This is a genomic window from Streptomyces sp. NPDC041713 (assembly GCF_055591085.1).
Window position 1 is genome coordinate 675,509 of sequence record NZ_JBVIZY010000004.1, and the last position, 19,278, is coordinate 694,786.

Annotated in this window: 15 protein-coding genes; 2 read left to right on the forward strand and 13 right to left on the reverse strand. The window is 70.9% G+C overall.

Going from position 1 to position 19,278, the window contains the following annotated elements:
• The first annotated feature begins 80 nt into the window (after positions 1-80).
• Both ACZ6CV_RS15955 and ACZ6CV_RS15960 read left to right on the forward strand, forming a co-directional pair.
• Entirely contained in the window at positions 81-1,469 is a 1,389-nt protein-coding gene (locus tag ACZ6CV_RS15955) for an OFA family MFS transporter (RefSeq protein WP_469251359.1), read from the forward strand.
• A gap of 1 nt (position 1,470) precedes the next feature.
• Positions 1,471-2,865: an OFA family MFS transporter gene (locus ACZ6CV_RS15960; protein ID WP_469251360.1), complete on the forward strand. Its 1,395-nt coding sequence runs from the start codon at positions 1,471-1,473 to the stop codon at positions 2,863-2,865.
• 74 nt (positions 2,866-2,939) lie between these two features.
• Here ACZ6CV_RS15960 and ACZ6CV_RS15965 read toward each other — a convergent pair whose 3' ends face one another.
• The 13 genes from ACZ6CV_RS15965 to ACZ6CV_RS16025 all read right to left on the reverse strand — a co-directional run bounded on the left by ACZ6CV_RS15965 (position 2,940) and on the right by ACZ6CV_RS16025 (position 19,269).
• Positions 2,940-4,001: a sugar phosphate isomerase/epimerase family protein gene (locus ACZ6CV_RS15965; protein ID WP_469251361.1), complete on the reverse strand. Its 1,062-nt coding sequence runs from the start codon at positions 3,999-4,001 to the stop codon at positions 2,940-2,942.
• A 155-nt stretch (positions 4,002-4,156) separates the two neighbouring features.
• Positions 4,157-5,533, reverse strand: a complete 1,377-nt coding sequence (locus ACZ6CV_RS15970; RefSeq protein WP_469251362.1) for a nucleotide pyrophosphatase/phosphodiesterase family protein — start codon at positions 5,531-5,533, stop codon at positions 4,157-4,159.
• Entirely contained in the window at positions 5,530-6,702 is a 1,173-nt protein-coding gene (gene eboE / locus ACZ6CV_RS15975) for a metabolite traffic protein EboE (protein ID WP_469251363.1), read from the reverse strand. Before eboE ends, ACZ6CV_RS15970 begins: the two co-directional genes overlap by 4 nt.
• 3 nt (positions 6,703-6,705) lie before the next feature.
• Positions 6,706-7,557 carry a TatD family hydrolase gene (locus ACZ6CV_RS15980; protein ID WP_469251364.1) on the reverse strand — a complete coding sequence of 284 codons (852 nt, stop codon included), beginning with the start codon at positions 7,555-7,557 and terminating at the stop codon, positions 6,706-6,708.
• A complete protein-coding gene (locus ACZ6CV_RS15985; RefSeq protein ID WP_469251365.1) occupies positions 7,557-8,282 on the reverse strand; it encodes an EboA domain-containing protein in 726 nt (241 codons plus the stop codon). Before ACZ6CV_RS15985 ends, ACZ6CV_RS15980 begins: the two co-directional genes overlap by 1 nt.
• The gene (locus ACZ6CV_RS15990) at positions 8,279-9,283 is read right to left on the reverse strand and encodes a sugar phosphate isomerase/epimerase family protein (protein WP_469251366.1); all 1,005 of its coding nucleotides are present in this window, start codon (positions 9,281-9,283) and stop codon (positions 8,279-8,281) included. Before ACZ6CV_RS15990 ends, ACZ6CV_RS15985 begins: the two co-directional genes overlap by 4 nt.
• Positions 9,280-10,275 (reverse strand): SCO3242 family prenyltransferase, encoded by a 996-nt coding sequence (locus ACZ6CV_RS15995; protein ID WP_469251367.1) that lies wholly within the window; start codon positions 10,273-10,275, stop codon positions 9,280-9,282. Before ACZ6CV_RS15995 ends, ACZ6CV_RS15990 begins: the two co-directional genes overlap by 4 nt.
• Positions 10,276-10,462: 187 nt before the next feature.
• A complete protein-coding gene (locus ACZ6CV_RS16000) occupies positions 10,463-11,551 on the reverse strand; it encodes an inositol-3-phosphate synthase (protein WP_469251492.1) in 1,089 nt (362 codons plus the stop codon).
• 223 nt (positions 11,552-11,774) lie between these two features.
• A complete protein-coding gene (locus ACZ6CV_RS16005; RefSeq protein WP_469251368.1) occupies positions 11,775-13,244 on the reverse strand; it encodes a ThuA domain-containing protein in 1,470 nt (489 codons plus the stop codon).
• Positions 13,245-13,249: 5 nt separating this feature from the next.
• Positions 13,250-15,730 (reverse strand): PQQ-dependent sugar dehydrogenase, encoded by a 2,481-nt coding sequence (locus ACZ6CV_RS16010; protein ID WP_469251369.1) that lies wholly within the window; start codon positions 15,728-15,730, stop codon positions 13,250-13,252.
• Positions 15,731-15,925: 195 nt separating this feature from the next.
• Positions 15,926-16,930 (reverse strand): sugar phosphate isomerase/epimerase family protein, encoded by a 1,005-nt coding sequence (locus tag ACZ6CV_RS16015; RefSeq protein ID WP_469251370.1) that lies wholly within the window; start codon positions 16,928-16,930, stop codon positions 15,926-15,928.
• Between the two features lie 32 nt (positions 16,931-16,962).
• The gene (locus tag ACZ6CV_RS16020; RefSeq protein WP_469251371.1) at positions 16,963-18,180 is read right to left on the reverse strand and encodes a Gfo/Idh/MocA family protein; all 1,218 of its coding nucleotides are present in this window, start codon (positions 18,178-18,180) and stop codon (positions 16,963-16,965) included.
• Between the two features lie 48 nt (positions 18,181-18,228).
• A complete protein-coding gene (locus tag ACZ6CV_RS16025) occupies positions 18,229-19,269 on the reverse strand; it encodes a substrate-binding domain-containing protein (RefSeq protein WP_469251372.1) in 1,041 nt (346 codons plus the stop codon).
• Positions 19,270-19,278: the final 9 nt, after the last annotated feature.

Genomic DNA, 19,278 nt, shown 5'->3' on the forward strand with positions numbered 1-19,278 from the left:
CCGGGTCCCGCGCGCACACGGAAGGGATGGGACAGGGGGCGCTGGCCAGGGTCTTTCCGACGCAAGGGGTGCTGTGCGACATGACGACAACTGACATACCGACGACCGTCCCCTACCGGGAGGTGAGGGACGCCAACGGCCGGGTGTACCGGGTCGGTGAGACCGACATCGACATCCTGGGCCGCAAACGCAAGTGGATGGTGATCCTGCCGTGGGTGGGCATGATGGGCATCAGCTCGGCCGAATACGCCTTCGCCTCCGCCGAGGACACCCTGCACACCGCGCACCACTGGAGCAGCCTGCACATCTTCTGGATGCTGGGCGTCTGGGTGTTCTTCCAGGCAGCGGTCGCCTTCCCGGCGGGCAAGCTCCGGGAGACCGGCAGACTGCCGGCGCGCCACGCGATGATGCTCGGCGCGCTCGGCACGCTCCTGGGCTACCTGTCCCTGGCCTTCGCGCCGCACGTGGTGGTGGCCTACATCGGTTTCGGCATGTTCAGCGGCATGGGCGCCGGCATGGTCTACGCGACCTGCGTGAACATGGTCGGCAAGTGGTACCCCGAGCGGAAGGGCGGCAAGACCGGCTTCGTCAACGGCGGTTTCGCCTACGGCTCGGTGCCGTTCGTCTTCCTCTTCACCGGCTACATGGACCTGACGAACTTCCGCTGGGTCCTGGTGGCCGCAGGCCTGCTGCTCGCGTCGATGGTCGCCGCGGCGGGCTACTACTTCCGGGACCCGCCGAAGAACTGGTGGCCCGCGGACGTCGACCCGCTGCGCCCGCCGGACGACCCGAGGGCCCGCCGCGCCATGCGGATGAATCCGCCGGCCGTGCGCCAGTACACCCCCAAGGAGGCATGGCAGACGGGCCGGGTGGCGCTGATGTGGTTCTGCCTGCTGTGCACCTCGGGCGTGAACATCTTCGGCATCGCCTTCCAGGTGGACATCGGTGAGGAGGCCGGGTTCGCCGGCGGCATCGTCGCGACGGCGATGTCCCTGAAGGCCATCGTCAACGGCACCGGCCGCGGCGTCATCGGCTGGCTGTCGGACCGCTACGGACGCAAGCGCTGTCTGATCTTCGTCTGCATCGTCCTGGGTCTCGCGCAGTACGGCATCCTCTGGTCGGCCGACATCAAGAACCTTCCGCTGTTCCTGATCTTCTCCAGCATCTCCGGCTTCGGCGGCGGGGCCATCTTCCCGATGTTCGCGGCCCTGACGGCGGACTACTTCGGCGAGAACAACAACGCCTCCAACTACGGCCTGGTCTACAGCTCCAAGCTCGTGTCCGGCCTCCTCGGCTCCGGCATGGGATCCGTCGTGGTCAGCCACTGGGGGCACACCGGGGCGTTCACCCTCGCCGGTTCGATCTCCCTGTTCGCCGGGTTCATCGCGCTCTTCCTGTCACAGCCCGGCAGGCCCAACTCCAAGCACGTACAACCCAATCCGCAGCCCCTCGGTGAGGAGATGGCTTGACATGACGGCGGAGCCCATCGCCGGTCGCCACGCATCGGCCGACCGCGACACACCGGACAGAGAACTTCCCTACAGGGAGCTCACCGACGCGCGCGGCCGCGTCTACCGCATCGGCGAGAGCGACCGGGAGATCCTCGGCAGACCTCGCTGGACGATGGTGGCGCTGCCCTGGGTGGCCATGCTCGCCATCAGCGTCTTCGAGTACGCCTACGGAGCGGCGGAGGACACGCTGTCCGCCGCGCACCACTGGACGTCGTCGAACACGTTCTGGGTGCTCAGCGTCTGGATCTTCTTCCAGGCCGGGGTCTCCTTCCCCGCCGGCAAGCTGCGCGAGAAGGGCATCCTGACGAGCAGGGCGGCGATGCTGACGGGCTCGGTCCTGTCGCTGCTCGGCTTCGTGAGCCTCAGCCACGCGCCGAACGTGGCGGTGGCGATGGTCGGCTTCGGTCTGCTCGGCGGCGTCGGGTCGGGACTGATCTACTCGACGTGCGTGAACATGGTCGGCAAGTGGTATCCCGAGCGGCGCGGCGGCAAGACCGGCTTCGTCAACGGCGGATTCGCCTACGGAGCGGTGCCGTTCATCTTCCTGTTCTCGTACGGCTTCGACACGTCCAACTACCGCACCGTGCTCGACCTCGTCGGCTTCTACGTGCTGGCCGTCACCCTGGTGGCGGGCCTGTTCTTCAAGGATCCGCCGAAGAACTGGTGGCCGGCCTCGGTCGACCCGCTGCGGCTCGACGGTGACCCGCGCACGGCGGCGGCGCTGGCCAAGAACCCGCCCGCTGACCGTCAGTTCACCCCTGGCGAGGCGCTGCGGACCGGCGTGATCCCGCTGATGTGGGTGGGCATGCTGTGCTGCGCCGGGGTGTCGATCTTCGGGATCTCCTTCCAGGTGCCGTTCGCCAAGGAGATGGGGTTCGGCCCGCTCATCGCGGCGTCGTCGATGGGCGTCATGTCGGTGATCAACGGCACCGGGCGGGGTGTGGTGGGCTGGCTCTCGGACCGCATGGGCCGACAGCGGACCCTCACGTACGTGTGTCTGGCGCTCGCGGTGGCGCAGTTCGGGGTGTTGTGGGCGGGCGAGATCCGCAACCAGCCGCTGTTCCTCGTCTTCGCCTTCGTGTCCGGCTTCGCGGGCGGCGCCTTCTATCCGCTGTTCGCGGCGCTGGTACCGGACTACTTCGGAGAGAACAACAACGCCTCCAACTACGGCATGGTGTACAGCGCGAAGCTGGTGTCCGGACTGTTCGGCGGCGGCATGGGCGCCATGGTCGTGGACTCCTGGGGTTACGTCGGCGCCTACACGACCGCCGGGGTGGTGTCGCTGGTCGCGGCGGGCCTCTCCCTGCTGCTGCGCCGGCCGGGAGCGCCACGCGCGCGTGCGGCACTGGCCTAGCCGACGTTCGGATCAACCGCGGATGGGGCCCTCCCGCAGGTCGGCGGAAGGGCCCCATCCGTGCTGTCGTACGGTCAGTCGCCGCAGCGGCCGGACCGCAGGGAGTGCAGATGCTCGCTGGACTTGCGGGCGAACGCGTAGGACTCGGACGGGTTGTCGTGCTCGGTCTGCCAGTGGTGGTAGCGCCGGCCCTGGTGGGTACGGGCGGTCACCTTGGACAGGAACTTCTTGTAGTCGATGTCGCCGTCGCCGACATCCGTCATGCGGTAGCCGTCATGGGTGGTCTCGTCGCGGATGCCGTCCTTGACGTGGAACAGCGGGTAGCGGTGCGGCTGCTTGAGCACGTAGTCGAGCGGTTCGAAGGGGGCGGGGGTGCCGTCGGCCCGCTTGCCGAAGCGGAACTGGGCGCTGAACGCCCAGTAGATGTCCATCTCCAGGTATACGGAGTCCGGGTCGGTCTCGGCGAGCAGCACGTCGTAGAGCCGGACCTTCGGCTTGTCGGTGGCGAAGGAGAACTCCTCGGCGTGGTTGTGCTGGTAGAACTTCATGCCGCGCTTGCGCGCCGCTTCGCCGTACGTGTTGAAGTCCTCCGCCGCCCGCTTCCAGGCGTCGACGGTGTTGCCGTAGCGGAAAGGGCCCGAGGCGGTACCGATGTGCTTGAGGCCGAGGGCTTCGGCATCGTCGAGGACCTTGGTGAGGTTCTGCGCGAACGTGTAGGCGCTCGGGTTGCTGTCGTCGTAGTAGCCGACGTGCGAGCCGATCGGGTGCAGTCCGTGGTCGCGGGCGAGCGCCTTGAGCTGGGCGAGGGTGATGGGGCCCGCCGAGCCCTGGGTGTACCCGGCGAATTCGATCTCGTCGTATCCGTACTTCTCCAACTCGGCGAACACCTGGGCGAATCCGACGGTGGAGACCTTGTCACGGAGGCTGTAGAGCTGTATGCCGAGGCGGCCCGGGGGCAGGACGGGGCGGCCGTGGCCGTGGCCGTGCTTTTGGCCGGCGGCGGGTGCGGCCGTGGCGGTGGGGGCGGCGGCGCCCACGAGGGCCGCGGCGGTGGCCCCGGCCGCCACGCCGAGCATGCCGCGTCGGCTGAGTCTGCGGGCGAGCTCGGGATCGGTGGAAGAGGGCTTCGGGCTCATGCGGTTCTCCTCGGCTGGATCGAATCAGGGGCGCATCAGGGTTGGGTTCGAAAAACGGATCAGGGATCACTGAGGGCCGGGCCCTGATGGCAGGGCCCGATCGCTCTGGTTCAGTGGAGATCAAGCAGATTCGGCGCCGCGGGCCGCGGCAGGCATCAGGTCAGGCCCGCGAGGTCGAGCAGGAGCGACTTCACATCGGTGGCCGCGACGCGGTCACGGACGGCACGGGGGGTGGAGCACAGAATGAGCGGACCTTCGTCCTCACTCGTGGGGAGGCGGCCATGGCTGCCGCGAATAGGTGACGGGTCCAGCGGCACGACCGCCATGCGATAGCGCATGCCGAGCTTCTTCCTGGCCAGCGCGCCCGCGGCCTTGACGCGGACGTAGGGGTCCTGGGGATCCATGAAGAGCTCGACGGGGTCGTAGCCGGGTTTGCGATGGATCTCGACGAGCTGCGCGAAGTCGGGCGCGCGGTCGTCGTCGAGCCAGTAGTAGTACGTGAACCAGGCGTCCGGCTCCGCGACGGCGACGAGCTCACCGGCGCGCGGGTGATCCAGGTGGTGGGCCTTCTTGCCTTCGTCGTCGAGGAGTTGCTCGATGCCGGGGACGCCATCGAGGGCGGCGCGGGTGGCCGCGAGGTCCTCCGGGCGGCGGACGTAGACGTGGGCGATCTGGTGGTCGGCGACGGCGAAGGCGCGCGACGCCATCGCATCGAGGTACTCCATGCCGTCCTGGGTGTGTACCTCCAGCAGGCCGGCGCGGCGCAGCACCCGGTTGATGTCGACGGACCGGTTCACCCGGGTGATGCCGTACTCGGAGAGCGCGACGACGGTCCGGCCCTCCGCCTTCGCGTCGGCGAGGAGCGGGGCGATGGTCGCGTCCAGGTCGGCGGCCGCGCGGAAGGAGCGCGGGTCGTCGGGGCCGAAACGCTGCAGGTCGTAGTCGAGGTGAGGGAGGTAGCACAGGGCGAGGTCGGGGCGGCGGGTGTCGATGACGTGGCGGGTGGCGTCGACGATCCAGCGGCTGGACACGAGGTCGGCGCCGGGGCCCCAGAAGTGGAAGAGGGGGAAGGTGCCGAGCTTCTCGGTGAGTTCGTCGTGGAGCTCGGGGGGCCGGGTGTAGCAGTCGGGTTCTTTGCGGCCGTCGGCGTAGTAGACGGGGCGGGGAGTGATGGTGAAGTCGGTGTCGGCGCCCATGGCGTACCACCAGCAGATGTTGGCCACGGTGTAGCCGGGGTGGGCGCGGCGGGCCGCGTCCCACAGTTTGTCTCCGGAGACGAGGCCGTTGTGCTGGCGCCACAGCAGGACGTCGCCGAGCTCACGGAAGTACCAGCCGTTGCCGACGATGCCGTGCTCGGCGGGGGTGGTGCCGGTGAGGAAGGTGGACTGGGCGGCGCAGGTGACGGCGGGCAGAACGGTGCCGAGCGGCGCCCTGGAGCCGGACTGACCGAGCGACTTGAGGTGCGGCATGTGGTCGAGGAGGCGCGGGGTGAGGCCGACGACGTCGAGGACCAGCAAGGGGGTGGGAGTCATGGCAGTTCCTTGAGGCCGAGGTCGGTGAGGAGGTCGCGGGCGAGGGCGAGTTCGGCGGCGATGCCCTCGGCGAGCTGGGTTCGGCCGCGCGGGCGCAGTGCGGGCGGGAGGGCCTGCCAGGTGTAGGTCTCGACCTCGAGGTGGTGGGTGCGGGGCTCGGATCCGCCGACGAGTCGGCCCAGGACGTCCTTCAGCACGGGGAGCGTGGAGGTGAGGGGCGCGGCGGGGGCCGCGTGCAGGGGGACGTGGAAGTGGGCCCGCCAGGGTGCCGTGTCCGGCAGGGCGCCTGCGGTGAGGGCTTCGCCGAGGTCGTCGGTGCCTTGGAGGAGGCCGGCGCCGGTGAGGGTGCGGGTCTGGTGGAGGAAGCGGGGTTCGTCGAAGGCCGCGAGGGCTTCGCGTACCTCGGGGAGGTGGGGGTGTTCGGCATGGAGGGTGGCGGACAGCTGCGATTTGACGACGGGGATGCCCGCGGCGGCGAGAGCGTCGAGGGCGGTCGCCGGGTCTTCGAAGGAGGTGGCGAGGTGGCAGGTGTCCACACAGAGGCCGATGCGGTCGTGGCCGACGGCGGAGAGGGGGGCGATGGCGTCGGCGGTCGTCTCGACGGTGCAGCCGGGTTCCGGTTCGAGGCCGACGCGGATGGAGCGGCCGGTGAGTTCGGTGAGGGCGTCCAGGCGCTGGACGAGCACGGTGAGGGCCGAGCGGGCGGCCTCCGCGCGCGGGGCGTCGAACGGGGCGCGCCAGGCGAGCGGCAGGGTGGAGATGGTGCCTTCGGTGACGTCGTCGGGGAGCAGGGCGGCGAGGAGCCGGGCCAGGTCGGTGGTGTGGCTCAGCCGCTCCGGGTCGGTCCAGTCCGGCTTGTACACGCGGTACTTGACCTGTTCGGCGCCGAAGCCCTCATAGGGGAAGCCGTTGAGGGTGACGACCTCGAGGCCACGCCGGTCGAGTTCGCTGCGCAGGCCGCGCAGCGCGGCGGGGTCGGTGACGAGGGCGTGAGCGGCGTCCTTGGCGAGCCAGAGGCCGATGCCGAGCCGGTCCCTGCCGAGCCGCCTGCGCACGGGCTCGCAGTGGTCGCGGAGCTGGGCGAGTACGCCGTCGAGGGTCTCGGCCGGATGGACGTTGGTGCAGTACGCGAGGTGGACGGTCGACCCGTCGGGGTGGCGGAAGCGCATGGCTCACGACCCTCCGCGCAGGATGGAGTTGCCCTCATGGGTGGCGGTGTCCGGTTCCCGCACGTCGAGCTGGAGCCGGCCGCTGAGCCCGTAGAACTCCACGGGGTTGCGCCACAGCACGAGGTCGACGTCGTCCTCGTCGTACCCGACGGCGAGCATGGCGTCGGCGACCTTGCGGGTCTTGAGGGGGTCGCTCTTCCCCCAGTCCGCGGCGGAGTTGACGAGCACCCGGTCGGGTCCGACGTCGCGCAGGATGGCGATCATGCGGTCTTCGTCCATCTTGGTGTCGGGATAGACGGAGAAGCCCAGCCAGCAGCCGCTGTCCTTGGCCTCCTTGACGGTCGTCTCGTTGAGGTGGTCGATCAGGACGCGGTCCAGGGGCAGAGCGGACTCCCGGATGACGTCGACGGTGCGGCGCAGGCCCGCGAGCTTGTCGCGGTGCGGGGTGTGCACGAGGGCGGGCAGCTGGTGGTCGGCGGCGAGCTGCAGCTGGGTGGCGAGCGCGGTGTCCTCGGCGGGCGTCATGGAGTCGTAGCCGATCTCCCCGACGGCGACGACGTTGTCCTTGACCAGATAGCGGGGCAGTTCGTCCAGGACGGGCGTGCAGCGGGGGTCGTTCGCCTCTTTGGGGTTGAGGGCGATCGTGCAGTGGTGGGCGATGCCGTACTGGGCGGCGCGGAAGGGTTCCCAGCCGAGGAGGGAGTCGAAGTAGTCGACGAAGGAGGCGGGCGAGGTGCGGGGCTGCCCGAGCCAGAACGCGGGTTCCACGACCGCGCGGATCCCGGCGGCGTACATCGCCTGATAGTCGTCGGTGGTGCGGGAGGTCATGTGGATGTGGGGATCGAAGATGCGCATCAGGACTCCTGCTCCTCGCCGGTCTGGGGGCCCGCGGGGGCCGGGGGTGCCGCCGGGGCCGGTGCCTTGGACGGTCCGGGGGCGGTAAGGGACAGCACTCGGTGCAGGTCGCCCGGTACGGGGCGGCCGGCGGCGGTCCGTTCGCTCGCGTAGTCGCCGAGCATCCGGGCGAGTTCGGCGTCACCGTCGGCCCGCGCCGACAGCTCGGCGACGGCGTCCACGGGGACACCGGTGAACAGGCACTTGAGGACGGCGTGCCGCCAGTCGTGCGGGGCGAGGTGCCGCGCGGCGTACGGGCCGACGGCCGCGGCGACGAGCCGGGTGTCGTTGGTGCGCAGGGCGTCCTCGACGAGAGGTACGGCCTCGGGACCGGGCACCAGGTGCGGCAGGGCCTGCAGTACGGCACGCCGCTCGGCTGCGGTGCCCTGGGCGTAGATGCGGGCGAGGGTGTCCGGCGTGGCGTGCGCCGCGTGCAGGACCAGGATGCGGGCGGCGTCGGCGTGGTCGGCTCCACAGCGGCGGCCGGCCTCGGCGAACCGCAACTCCCAGAGGGGAAGTGGGCCTTGCGTCTCCCCCGCCGACGGCCCGCGTTGGGTGGTGGCCTGAGCTGCGGCGTCGGAGGCGGCCTCGGCGGTGGCCTGATCCAGCCAGGCCCGGGCGGCTCCGCCGAGCTCTGCTTCGAGCCGGGCACGGAGGGCGGCGACCCCGGGGGCGTCGTCGGTCATGGGGTGCCTCCTACGGCGGTGGGAGGGGCTGACGGCACGGCGGCGGCCTCGGCTGCTCGGGTCAGGAAGTCGAGGGAGTGGGCGGCGAGGTCGGGGCCGGCGTGGGAGTGGCGGGGCAGTTCGACGACGGTCAGCCCCTGATAGCCACTGGCGGCCAGCGCTTCGAGGACGGGCGGGAAGTCGATCTCACCGTCTCCGAAGGGCAGATGCTCGTGGACGCCGCGGCGCATGTCCTCGATCTGGACGTGGCGCAGCCAGGGGGCGACGGCGCGTACGCAGTGCGCGGGAGGGAGTGGTTCCAGGCACTGGCAGTGGCCGATGTCGAGGGTGAGGCCGAGGAGCTCGGGGTGGGGGTCGCCGAGCTCGTGGCGCAACCGGTGGAAGTCGGCGAGGCAAGAGAGGAGGTGACCCGGCTCGGGCTCGACGGCCAAGGGGACGCCGGCGTCCGACGCGGCGTCGAGTACGGGGCCGAGTGCGTCGGCGAGGCGTTGCCACGCGGTGTCGTCCGTGGTGTCCGGCGGGGTGATGCCGCTGAAGCAGTGCACGGCGTGGGCGCCGAGGTCGGCGGCGACCTGGACGGCGCGGATCAGCAGACGGACGCGGGCGGCGCGGTGTTCGGGGTCGGGGTCGAGGAGGGAGGGGCCGTGTTTGCGGCGGGGGTCGAGGACGTAGCGGGCCCCGGTTTCGACGGTGGCGGTCAGACCGAGGTGCCCCAGCCTCCGGGCCACCGTGCGGGTGCGGGCGGCGAGATCGGGGGCCAGGGGGTCGAGGTGCATGTGGTCGAGGGTCAGGCCGACGCCGGCGTATCCGAGGTCGGCGAGCAGGCCGAGGGCATCGTCGAGGCGGAGGTCGGTGAGGCCGTTGGTGCCGTAGCCGAAGCGGAGGGGGGTGGGGGTGGGGTCGTGCGTGCTGATGTCGGGGGCGGTACTCGGGAGTGGGCCGGCGCCGGGATCGTGGATCGGGTGCTCGTCGTCCCCGGGCCGGGGGGTGGTCCCGCTCATGTGACGCTCACCTTTCGTGCGAACTTGCGGGCGGCGGGGGCGAGGGCTGCAGTCAGCAGAGCGGTGCCGGCGGCGCCTGCGCGGGCGGTGAGCGCGGCTTGCAGCGGAATCATGGCGCGGATGCCGCCACCGACGGCGCGTTGGGTGAGAGGAGGTGAAGGGTTGAGGACGGCGTGGAAGAGGGGCTTGGCGGCGGTCCCGAAGTAGGCAAGAGCGAGCGCGCCTCGGAGGGACTGGCGGATGGTGGGGAGGGTGGCGTTGCTTGGCTGGAGGGGGCCGGTCGCGAGGTCGGCGTGGCCGGACCTGTCGCCCCGGCCGACGTGGCCAACGTGGCCGCCCCGGTCGCCCAGGTCGCCCCCGTCGCCGCGCCACCCCGCCGCCACCAGCCGCGACAGGGCTGCCGTCACCGCCAGTGCGGCCAAGGGGGCGGTCGAGGCGCCGCCCTGTGCCTCGTGGCGGGAGACGACGGTGACGGCGAGGGTGTGGGCGGCCAGGGCCGCGGCGGACGGGGCGGCGGACTCGGCGGTGCGGGCCAGGTCCGGGCCCGCCGTGGCGGTCGCGCCCAGGAGCAGGTCGAGGCCGCGTGCGGCGGCCATGGCTGCCGGTCCGGCGGGGGTGTGCTTCAGGCCGAGGTCGTAGGCCCACACCGTGCCGGCCAGGGCGCCCGCCGTCACCAGGGACGGGCGCCCGGCGCGGGCGGCAAGGGTGAGGCCCACGGCCGTGAGGGCGGTGGCCGCAGCGAGGGCTGCGGGCGGGGCGATGCGGCCGGAGGGCAAGGGGCGTTCGGGACGTTCGACGGCGTCGTCCGCGCGGTCGGCCCAGTCGTTGAGGGCCATGCCGGCCTCGTACAGGCATAGGGAAGAGCCGACGGCGAGGAGGGTGCGGCGGTTGGGGCGCAGGCCGGTGGTCGCCGCGCCGGCAAGCGCGTCGCCGGGGACGGTGAACAGGGCGGGGAGCCGCAGAAGTTCGACCCAGGCACGCGGCGCGTTCATGCGGCCTCCCTCACCGTCACGGCACGGCCGGCCCTCACGGACCTCGCGGACCTCAAACCACAAGCGCAACCACCCCAGCCGTAATAACCACCCCCGCCACAACCGACACCCACGCTCACACCCACCCCACTCACCACACCCACCGCCACACTCACCACCCCCGCCACACCCGCCACACCAACCCCCCTCAAGCCCCCTCCCCCAACCGCCCCGCGAACCCCACCAGTTGCGCGAACTGCTCGCCCAGCGCCGAGGGGGCGCCCGGGTCCGGGTCCTTGAAGTAGAAGGCGAGGTCGGGCTGCGCGCCGGTGAGGCCGTTTTCGTGGGCCCGGGCCATCAGGCGGGCGAGGTCGAGGATCAAAGGGGCGGCGAGGGCCGAGTCGCAGCCCTGCCAGGTGGTCTGGAGGACCATGCGCGTGCCGAGGAAGCCGTCGAAGGCGATGTGGTCCCAGGCCGTCTTCCAGTCGCCGAGGGAGGGCACGTCGTCGATGTGGACCTCGCCCTCGGGGGCGGCGCCGAGCGTGTCGGCGAGGACGCGTTCCTTGCCGGCGTTCTTCGCGGCGGCGGCCGCCGGGTCGGCCAGGGCCGCGCCGTCGCCGCCGCCGAGCAGGTTGGTGCCCGACCAGGCGCGGACGGCGAGGGCGCGTTGGGCGAACATCGGGCCGAGCACCGAGCGCAGCAGGGTCTGGCCGGTCTTCCCGTCCCGGCCGGCGTGGGGCAGGCCCGAGGCGCGGGCCGCGTCGGCGAGGCGTGGGTGGTGCAGTCCTGTCGAGGGGGTGAAGTTGACGTAGGGGCAGCCGGCGCGCAGCGCGGCCGCCGCGTAAAGGGAGCTCGCGGGGAGCCGGTCGGCGTCGGGGGCGGGGAGTGGCTCGGTGGAGGCGACGTTCACGACGACCGCGCGGGCCAGGCCACGGCGTCGTACGAAGTCGCGCAGGTCGGCGGCGAAGGCGTCGATGAGTTCGTCGTCGCTGCGGGTGTCGCCGGGTTGGGGGCCGCCGGGGCGTATCTCGGCGTCGGCGGCGGCGAGTTCGGCGCGCACGGCGGAGGGGACTCCGTGTGGCAGGACGCCGCCCGCGGCGAGTTCTTCGGCACGTTTGGGCAGCGGACAGCTGGTGGTGTCGTGGCCGCCGAAGACGAGCGTCGACAACGTTGGCAGGCCTCGGTCGAGGAACGGCTGTGTCTCGGTCACCATGCCGGTGGGTGGGTGGAGACCGGCCGCGATCGCCGCGCAGCCCGCGACGGCGGTGGTCGCGACCGAGCCGCGTGCCCCGATCAGCCAGACGCCGGTGGGCGAGCTCCCCTGGAAGTCTCCGTGGGAGGTCCCGTGGGAGTCACCGTGGGGGGAAGTTGAGGGCGCAGATGTTGAGGTCGCGGATGTGGACACGGCTGCCTCCTGCCAGGAACGGAAGAGCTCGGGGCACGGCGCGGGAGCTCGGGGTACGTGAGGTGCGGTGTGTGAGACGGCGGGCGGAGGTCCGGCGTCCTCCGCCCGCCGCCGTCTAGCGACCCGCGTCCGAACCGGTCGGGGCGGGTGATTCAGATGGCACGACAGGGGATACAGGTGACCCGGCGGGTGATACAGGTGACCCGACGGGTGATGCAGGTGGCACGTATGGTCCGGTTCCGCGGGCCGGCGGCAGTTCCTTCAGCCGGATGTCGCGGAAGGACACCTCGTCGCCGTCGCCGTGGTTCTGGATGCCGATGTGTCCTTGGCGCAGGCTGCGTGCCGGGTCGGTGTTGGTGTAGTCGTTGATCTGGACGCCGTTGAGGTAGACGCGCAGGCGTTCGCCTTCGACGCGGATCTCGTAGGTGTTCCACTGCCCCGGCGGGTTCAGTGCCTTGTCGCGCTTCTTCAGGTCCGCGGACCGGAAGCCGTAGACGGAACCGGTGGTCTTCTCGGGGACGTCGGTGGCGTCGATCTGGATCTCGTATCCGTTGTCCACGGCCGACCAGGGGTCGTCGGAGGGCGGGAAGCCCACGAAGATCCCCGAGTTGTCGTCTCCGGACATCTTCCAGTCGAGTTTGAGCGAGTACGAGCCGAGTTCGCGCCGGTCGTACCAGAGCATGCCCATGCCGCCGGTGGTGGTGAGGGTTCCGTCGTCCTCGTCGAGGGCGAAGGAGCCGGGGCCCGCCTGTTTCCAGTTCTCCAGGGAGGCCGCCGTACCGTCGAAGACGGGTGTGTAGCCCTGTTCGGGCCGGCAGTCGGCCTGGACCGCGCCGACGGCCCAGCGGATGCCGCCCAACAGGTGCTGGCGGAAGGCGGGTTCGGCGAACGATTCCTTGGTGTGGCCGCCGCCGGTGTAGAAGGAGCGGCCGCCCTGGAGGTTCTGGCACCAGGCGATGGGGTGGTCGCCCGACATGGTCCCGCCGGTGTACGACGCTTCGTCGAGGGTGGCGAGGACGCGGGCCCGGTCGCGGGGGTTGGAGCGGTAGTTGTACCACTCGTCGGTGCGGTCCCAGCTGCCGGTGCCCAGATGGGCGGTGGCCGGGTGCGCGTGGTCCTCGGCGTGGACCTTCGCGGGCTGGACGGCCGGGTGCGACTGGAAGTAGGCGCCGGCGAGCCAGCCGTAGAAGGGCCAGTCGTACTCGGTGTCGGCCGCGGCGTGGATGCCGACGTAGGCGCCGCCCCCACGGATGTACTTCTCGAACGCCGTCTGCTGCCCGGCGTCCAGGACGTCACCCGTGGTGGAGAGCCAGATCACGGCGTCGTACCGGGCGAGGTTCTTGGCGGTGAAGGCCGCCGCGTCCTCGGTGGCGTCGACGGCGAAGCCGTTCTGCGCGCCCAGTTCCTTGACGGTGGCGATGCCCGTGGGGATCGAGTCGTGACGGAACCCCGCGGTCTTGGAGAAGACGAGGACGCGCTCGCCTTCCCGGTCCGGCTTCGGCTTGGCGGCCGTCGGACCCGACGCGCAGCCGATGAGCAGGGCGGCCGCGGCCGTCGCGGTGATGATGCGTGCTCGTCCGCGCATCGCGCTCACCCCTTCCGGCCGGCGGCGGCCTTGGTGGTGAACGTGAAGTCGTCCACGTCGTAGAGCGCGCCGGTGCCCGTGCCCTTGAAGACCAGGTAGAGCGTGGTGGTCTTGGTGGGCGGCTTGCTGATGGCGGTGCTGACGTCCTTGTACGTCTCCCATCCGCCGGTCGGCTCGACCTTCACGGAGCCGAGGAGCCGGCCCGTCACCGATCCGCTGCGTACTTCCAGGGTGCCACCGGAGCCGGCCGAGGCGACCCGGGCGTCCATCTTGGTGACGTTGCCGAGGATGTACGGCTTGAAGGAGACCCAGTCGCCGTTGTGGATGTCGCCGACGGTCTTGCCGCCGTGCGCGGGGGTGTGGTTGATCACCGAGACGCCCTTGGAGTCGCCGTAGTGCTCACCCTGGCGGTGCTTGGGCTGGACGATGTTCTGGTCGTGGGTGGTCAGCGCGGGCTGCCCGTTCGCGCCCTTGTCCGTGTACTCGGCGTCGAAGACCCCGAAGATGTTGGCGTTGGGGTCGTGCTCGCCGTCCGCGGACGTCTGGAGGGTGCCTTCGCAGCCGTTGGCGGAAGTGACCGGGTGGCCGTGGCTGTCGTGGCCGAGGATGTGGGTGACCTTGACCTTCGTGCAGTCGATCGGGCCGTCCTCCTTGTCGCTCACCGTCACCTTGAAGGGCACCTTGTCGCCGAAGGTGAACAGCTGGCCGTCACCGGGGAGTTCGAGGGTGACCTTGGGCGCGGTGTTGCCGACGGTGACGTGCGCGCTGGCCGAGCCGGTGCGTCCGGTGGAGTCCTTGACGGTGACGGTGGCGGCGTAGACGCCGTTCTTCTTGTACGTGTACGTGGGGTTCTGCTGGGTCGACTTGCCGCCGTCGCCGAAGTCCCAGGCGTAGGTGAGCGTCCCGCCGTCGGCGTCGGTGGCCTTGGCGGTGAACTTGGTCTTCAGCGGCGCCTGGCCGCTGGTCACCGAGGCGCCCGCCTCCACGACCGGCGAGTGGCCGTCGGTGGCGTTCTCGATGCGGAACAGGGCGGAGTTCTCGTCGCCGTTGAAGTAACCGGTGCCGTAGTCGAGGACGTACAGCGCGCCGTCAGGGCCGAAGGCCATGTCCATGACCTGGGTGCCGGTCCATGGGAACGCGTTGATCTTGGAGACGGTGCCGTCGGCGCCCTGTTCGATGCGCTTGATCCAGCGGCGGCCGAACTCGCCGGCGAAGAAGTCGCCGTCGTAGGCCTCGGGGAACTTCACCGGGGAGTCGTTGGCCGCGTCGTAGCGGTAGACGGGGCCGCCCATCGGGGACTCGGAGCCGGAGCCGAACTCGGGCACGGAGCCGCCGTCGTAGGGGATCCAGGCCTCCTGCGCGGGCGGCAGGTCGGTCAGTCCGGTGTTGCGCGGCGAGTCGTTCTTCGGTGCCTTGCAGTCGAAGGCGGAGCCGGAGGTGCCGGTGGCGAAGTCGTAGTCGATGTACGCGTCGTTCTTGCCGGTGCAGTACGGCCAGCCGAAGTTGCCGGGCTTGGTGACGCGGGCGAACTCGACCTGTCCGGCAGGGCCGCGCTTGGGGTCGGCGGCGCCCGCGTCGGGCCCGTAGTCACCCACGTACACGGTGCCGGTGGGCTTGTCGACGCTCAGCCGGAAGGGGTTGCGGAAGCCCATCGCGTAGATCTCCGGGCGGGTCTTCTCGGTGCCCTTGGCGAAGAGGTTGCCGTCCGGGACCGTGTAGGAGCCGTCGTCGGCGACCTTGATGCGCAGGATCTTGCCGCGCAGGTCGTTGCTGTTGCCGGCGCTGCGCCGGGCGTCGAAGGCGGGGTTGCGGTTCGCCCGCTCGTCGATGGGGGTGAAGCCGTCGGAGGCGAAGGGGTTGGAGTCGTCGCCGGTCGAGAGGTAGAGGTTGCCGTCCTTGTCGAAGTCGATGTCGCCGCCGACGTGGCAGCAGATGCCGCGGTTGGCGGGGACGTCGAGGACCTTCTTCTCGCTGGCCGCGTCCAGCGTGCCGTCGGCCTTCAGGACGAAGCGGGAGAGGCGATTGACGCCGTCGAAATTCTTGAAGTCCTCGGCGGTGCCGGTCTCCGGGGCGTCGCCCGCGGGGGTGTCCAGCGGGGGCGCGTAGTAGAGGTAGATCGCGCGGTTCTCGCTGAACTTCGGGTCGATGCCGACGCCTTGGAGGCCCTCTTCGTCGTGGGAGTAGACGGGTATCTTGCCCGCGACCTTGGTGTCGCCGGCGGCGTCGGTGAGGCGCAGTGTGCCGTCGCGGGCGGTGTGCAGGACCGAACGGTCCGGGAGGACGGCGAGCGTCATGGGCTCGCCCATCTCGGGCTCGCCCTTGGCGAGGGTGACCTGCTGGAAGTCCTCGGCGGCGGCGGCCTTCGCAGGCGGATCCGCCGGGACGGCGCCGGCCTGCGGGACGGCGAGGGCGATCCCGGCGCCGGTGAGCACGGTGGACGTGAGGAGGGCGAGCGTCGTGCGGAGTCTCGGACGTTTCCTGTGCACGGGGGTTCCTCCGGATGGGGGGGCGGTCGTACGGGGGCGAGTGCGCCGTGCGCCGGGGTGCGCCGTCACCCCGGAGAGTTTCATGTCCTGTACACCTCAAGGACGGTAGCCACGTTTGTCCCGGGCGGAAAGCCCTTACGCAGCACGGAAGTTGAACTTTTTCCTGTCAATGGACAAACAGGGACGGGGGCCGCCCTAGTCGGAGCCGCCGAACGCCGCGTCGAACGACGCCGTCGGGGCCTCGAAGTCGAACGCCTTCAGCCGCGCGAGGGCCTCGGGGGCGCCCTGCAGCCGGTCCATGCCCGCGTCCTCCCACTCCACCGAGATGGGGCCCTCGTACGCGATGGAGCGCAGCATCCGGAAGACGTCCTCCCAGGGGACGTCGCCGTGTCCTGCGGAGACGAAGTCCCAGCCGCGGCGCGGGTCGCCCCACGGCAGATGGGAACCGAGGCGGCCGTTGCGGCCGTCGAGGCGGCGCCGGGCCTCCTTGCAGTCGACGTGGTAGATGCGGTCGCGGAAGTCGTAGAGGAAGCCGACCGGGTCGAGGTCCTGCCACACGAAGTGCGACGGGTCGAAGTTGAGCCCGAAGGCGCTGCGGTGGCCGACGGCCTCCAGGGCCTTGTGCGTGGTCCAGTAGTCGTACGCGATCTCGGAGGGGTGCACTTCGTGGGCGAACCGCACGCCTTCGGCGTCGAAGACGTCCAGGATCGGGTTCCAGCGCTCGGCGAAGTCCTCGTATCCACGCTCGATCATCGATGCGGGGGCGGGCGGGAACATCGCGACCAGGTGCCAGATGGACGAGCCGGTGAAGCCGACGACCGTGTCGACGCCGAAGGCCGCGGCCGCCCGCGCGGTGTCCTTGATCTCCGCCGCGGCCCGCTGCCGCACCCCTTCCGCCTCGCCGTCGCCCCAGATGCGGGAGGGCAGGATCGCCTGGTGCCGCTCGTCGATGATCGCGTCGCAGACGGCCTGGCCGACGAGGTGGTTGGAGATGGCCCAGCACCTGAGGCCGTACTTGTCGAGCAGTGCGTGCCGCCCATCCAGGTAGGCGGGGTCGGCGAGCGCCTTGTCGACCTCGAAGTGGTCGCCCCAGCAGGCGAGTTCGAGGCCGTCGTAGCCGAAGTCGCGGGCGAGCCGGCAGACCTCTTCGAGCGGCAGGTCGGCCCACTGGCCGGTGAAGAGCGTGAACTGGCGTGGCATGTCCAGGGCCCCCTCGGGCGAAATCGGCGGGTTCAGGCGGGGATCGGCGTGTACACGGAGTTCTTCGCCGCGCTCTCCTCCACGGCGGCGAGCACGCGCTGCACGCAAAGGCCGTCGGCGAAGGAGGGCTCGGGGCGCGTTCCCTCGGCGATGGCGAGGAGCAGGTCGCGGGCCTGGTGGACGAAGGTGTGCTCGTAGCCGAGGCCGTGTCCCGGCGGCCACCAGCCCTCCAGGTACGGGTGTTCCGGCTCGGTCACGAGGATGCGGCGGAAGCCGGAGGACGCGGCGGGCTCGGTGTGGTCGTGGAAGGAGAGCTCGTTGAGGCGCTCCAGGTCGAACGCCAACGAGCCCTCGGAGCCGTTGAGTTCGACCCGCAGAGCGTTCTTGCGTCCGGCGGCGAAGCGGGTGGCCTCGAAGGAGGCGAGGGCGCCGGAGGCGAAGCGGCCGGTGAAGACGGCCGCGTCGTCGACCGTGACCGTGCCGAGACGGCTGCCGGCCTCGGCGGTGAGGCCGCTGGACGCGCCTTCCAGGAGCGGGCGTTCGCGGACGAACGTCTCGGTGAGCGCCGACACCCCGGCCACCGGCTCGCCGACCAGGAACTGTGCGAGGTCCACGATGTGTGCGCCCAGGTCGCCGAGCGCCCCGGAGCCCGCCCGGTCCTTCCGCAGCCGCCAGGTGAGCGGGAACCCGGCGTCCACCAGCCAGTCCTGAAGGTACGTCAGGCGTACGTGGCGCAACGCGCCGAGCCGGCCCTCGGCGACCATCCGTCTCGCGAGCGAGAGGGCCGGAACGCGGCGGTAGTTGAAGCCGACCATGGCCACCTGGCCCCGGGCGCGGGCCCGTTCGGCGGCCTCGGCCATCGCCTCGGCCTCCTCGACGGTGTTGGCGAGCGGCTTCTCGCACAGTACGTGCTTGCCCGCCTCCAGGGCGGCGACGGCGATCTCGGCGTGGCTGTCGCCCGGGGTGCAGATGTCGACGAGGTCGACGTCCTCGCGGGCGATCAGGGCGCGCCAGTCGGTCTCGGCGGCGGCCCAGCCGAGCCGGTCGGCGGCGGCGCGCACGGCGCCGCCGTCGCGGCCGCAGACGGCCGAGAGCACCGGCCGCACCGGCAGGTCGAAGACGCGCCCCACGGTGCGCCAGCCCTGGGAGTGGGCGGCGCCCATGAAGGCGTAGCCGACCATGCCCACTCCCAGCGGCCGCTTGCCGGCCGGCCCGGAATCGGACCCTGCCTCGGTTTCCGTCTCACGCATGCGGTACTCCTCCTGGTAAACGCTCGGTGGGGGGTGCGGGCGTGCGCATCACTTGAAGCCGGTGGACATGTACTGGCCGACGTTGTCCTTGTCGACGACGGCGGAGTAGCAGGTGACGAACGAGGGGATCTCGAACTCCGCCATGCCGCCGATCCCCTTGCCCTGGCCGAGGGCGCGGGCCAGGTCGATGGCGGAGGCGGCCATGGTGGGCGGGTAGAGGACGGTGGCCTTCAGGACGCTGTTGTCCTGCTCGATGGCCTGCATCGCGGAGAGCGCGCCCGCGCCGCCGACCATCAGGAAGTCGTCGCGGCCCGCCTGCTTGATGGCGCGCAGGGCGCCCACGCCCTGGTCGTCGTCGTGGTTCCACAGGGCGTCGAAGTTCTTCTGGGCCTGCAGCAGTTGCGACATCTTCGACTGCCCCGACTCGACGGTGAAGTCGGCGGCCTGGCGGGCGACCTTCTCGATGTTGGAGTAGTTCTTCAGGGCGTCGTCGAAGCCCTTGGAGCGCTGCTTGGTGAGCTCCAGGTTGTCGAGTCCCGCGAGTTCGACGACGCGTGCGTTCTTCTTGCCCTTGAGCTTCTCGCCGATGTAGTGGCCCGCGCTCAGGCCCATGCCGTAGTTGTCGCCGCCGATCCAGCAGCGGTAGGCCTGCGGGGTGGCGAAGACGCGGTCGAGGTTGACGACCGGGATGCCGGCCTTCATCGCCTTCAGGCCGACCTGGGTGAGGGCCTTGCCGTCGGCCGGCAGGATCACCAGGACGTCGACCTTCTTGTTGATGAGCGTCTCGACCTGGCCGATCTGGGCCGCGGTGTCGTTGGAGCCCTCGGTGGCCTCCAGGGTGACGTCCTGGTACTTCTGCGCCCGCTTCTTGGCGTTGTCGTTGATGGCGTTGAGCCAGCCGTGGTCGGCCTGGGGGCCGGCGAAGCCGATGGTGACCTTCTTGCCCGGCTTGTCGTCGGCGACCTGCTGCGACCTGTCGTCGGAGTCGTCGTCCTTCGACTCGTTGCTGGTGCACGCCGTCAGGAGCGCCCCGGAGGACAGCGCGGCGGCTCCGAAGAGGAGTCCTCTGCGGCTCGTGTTGGTTGGCATGGGTGAACC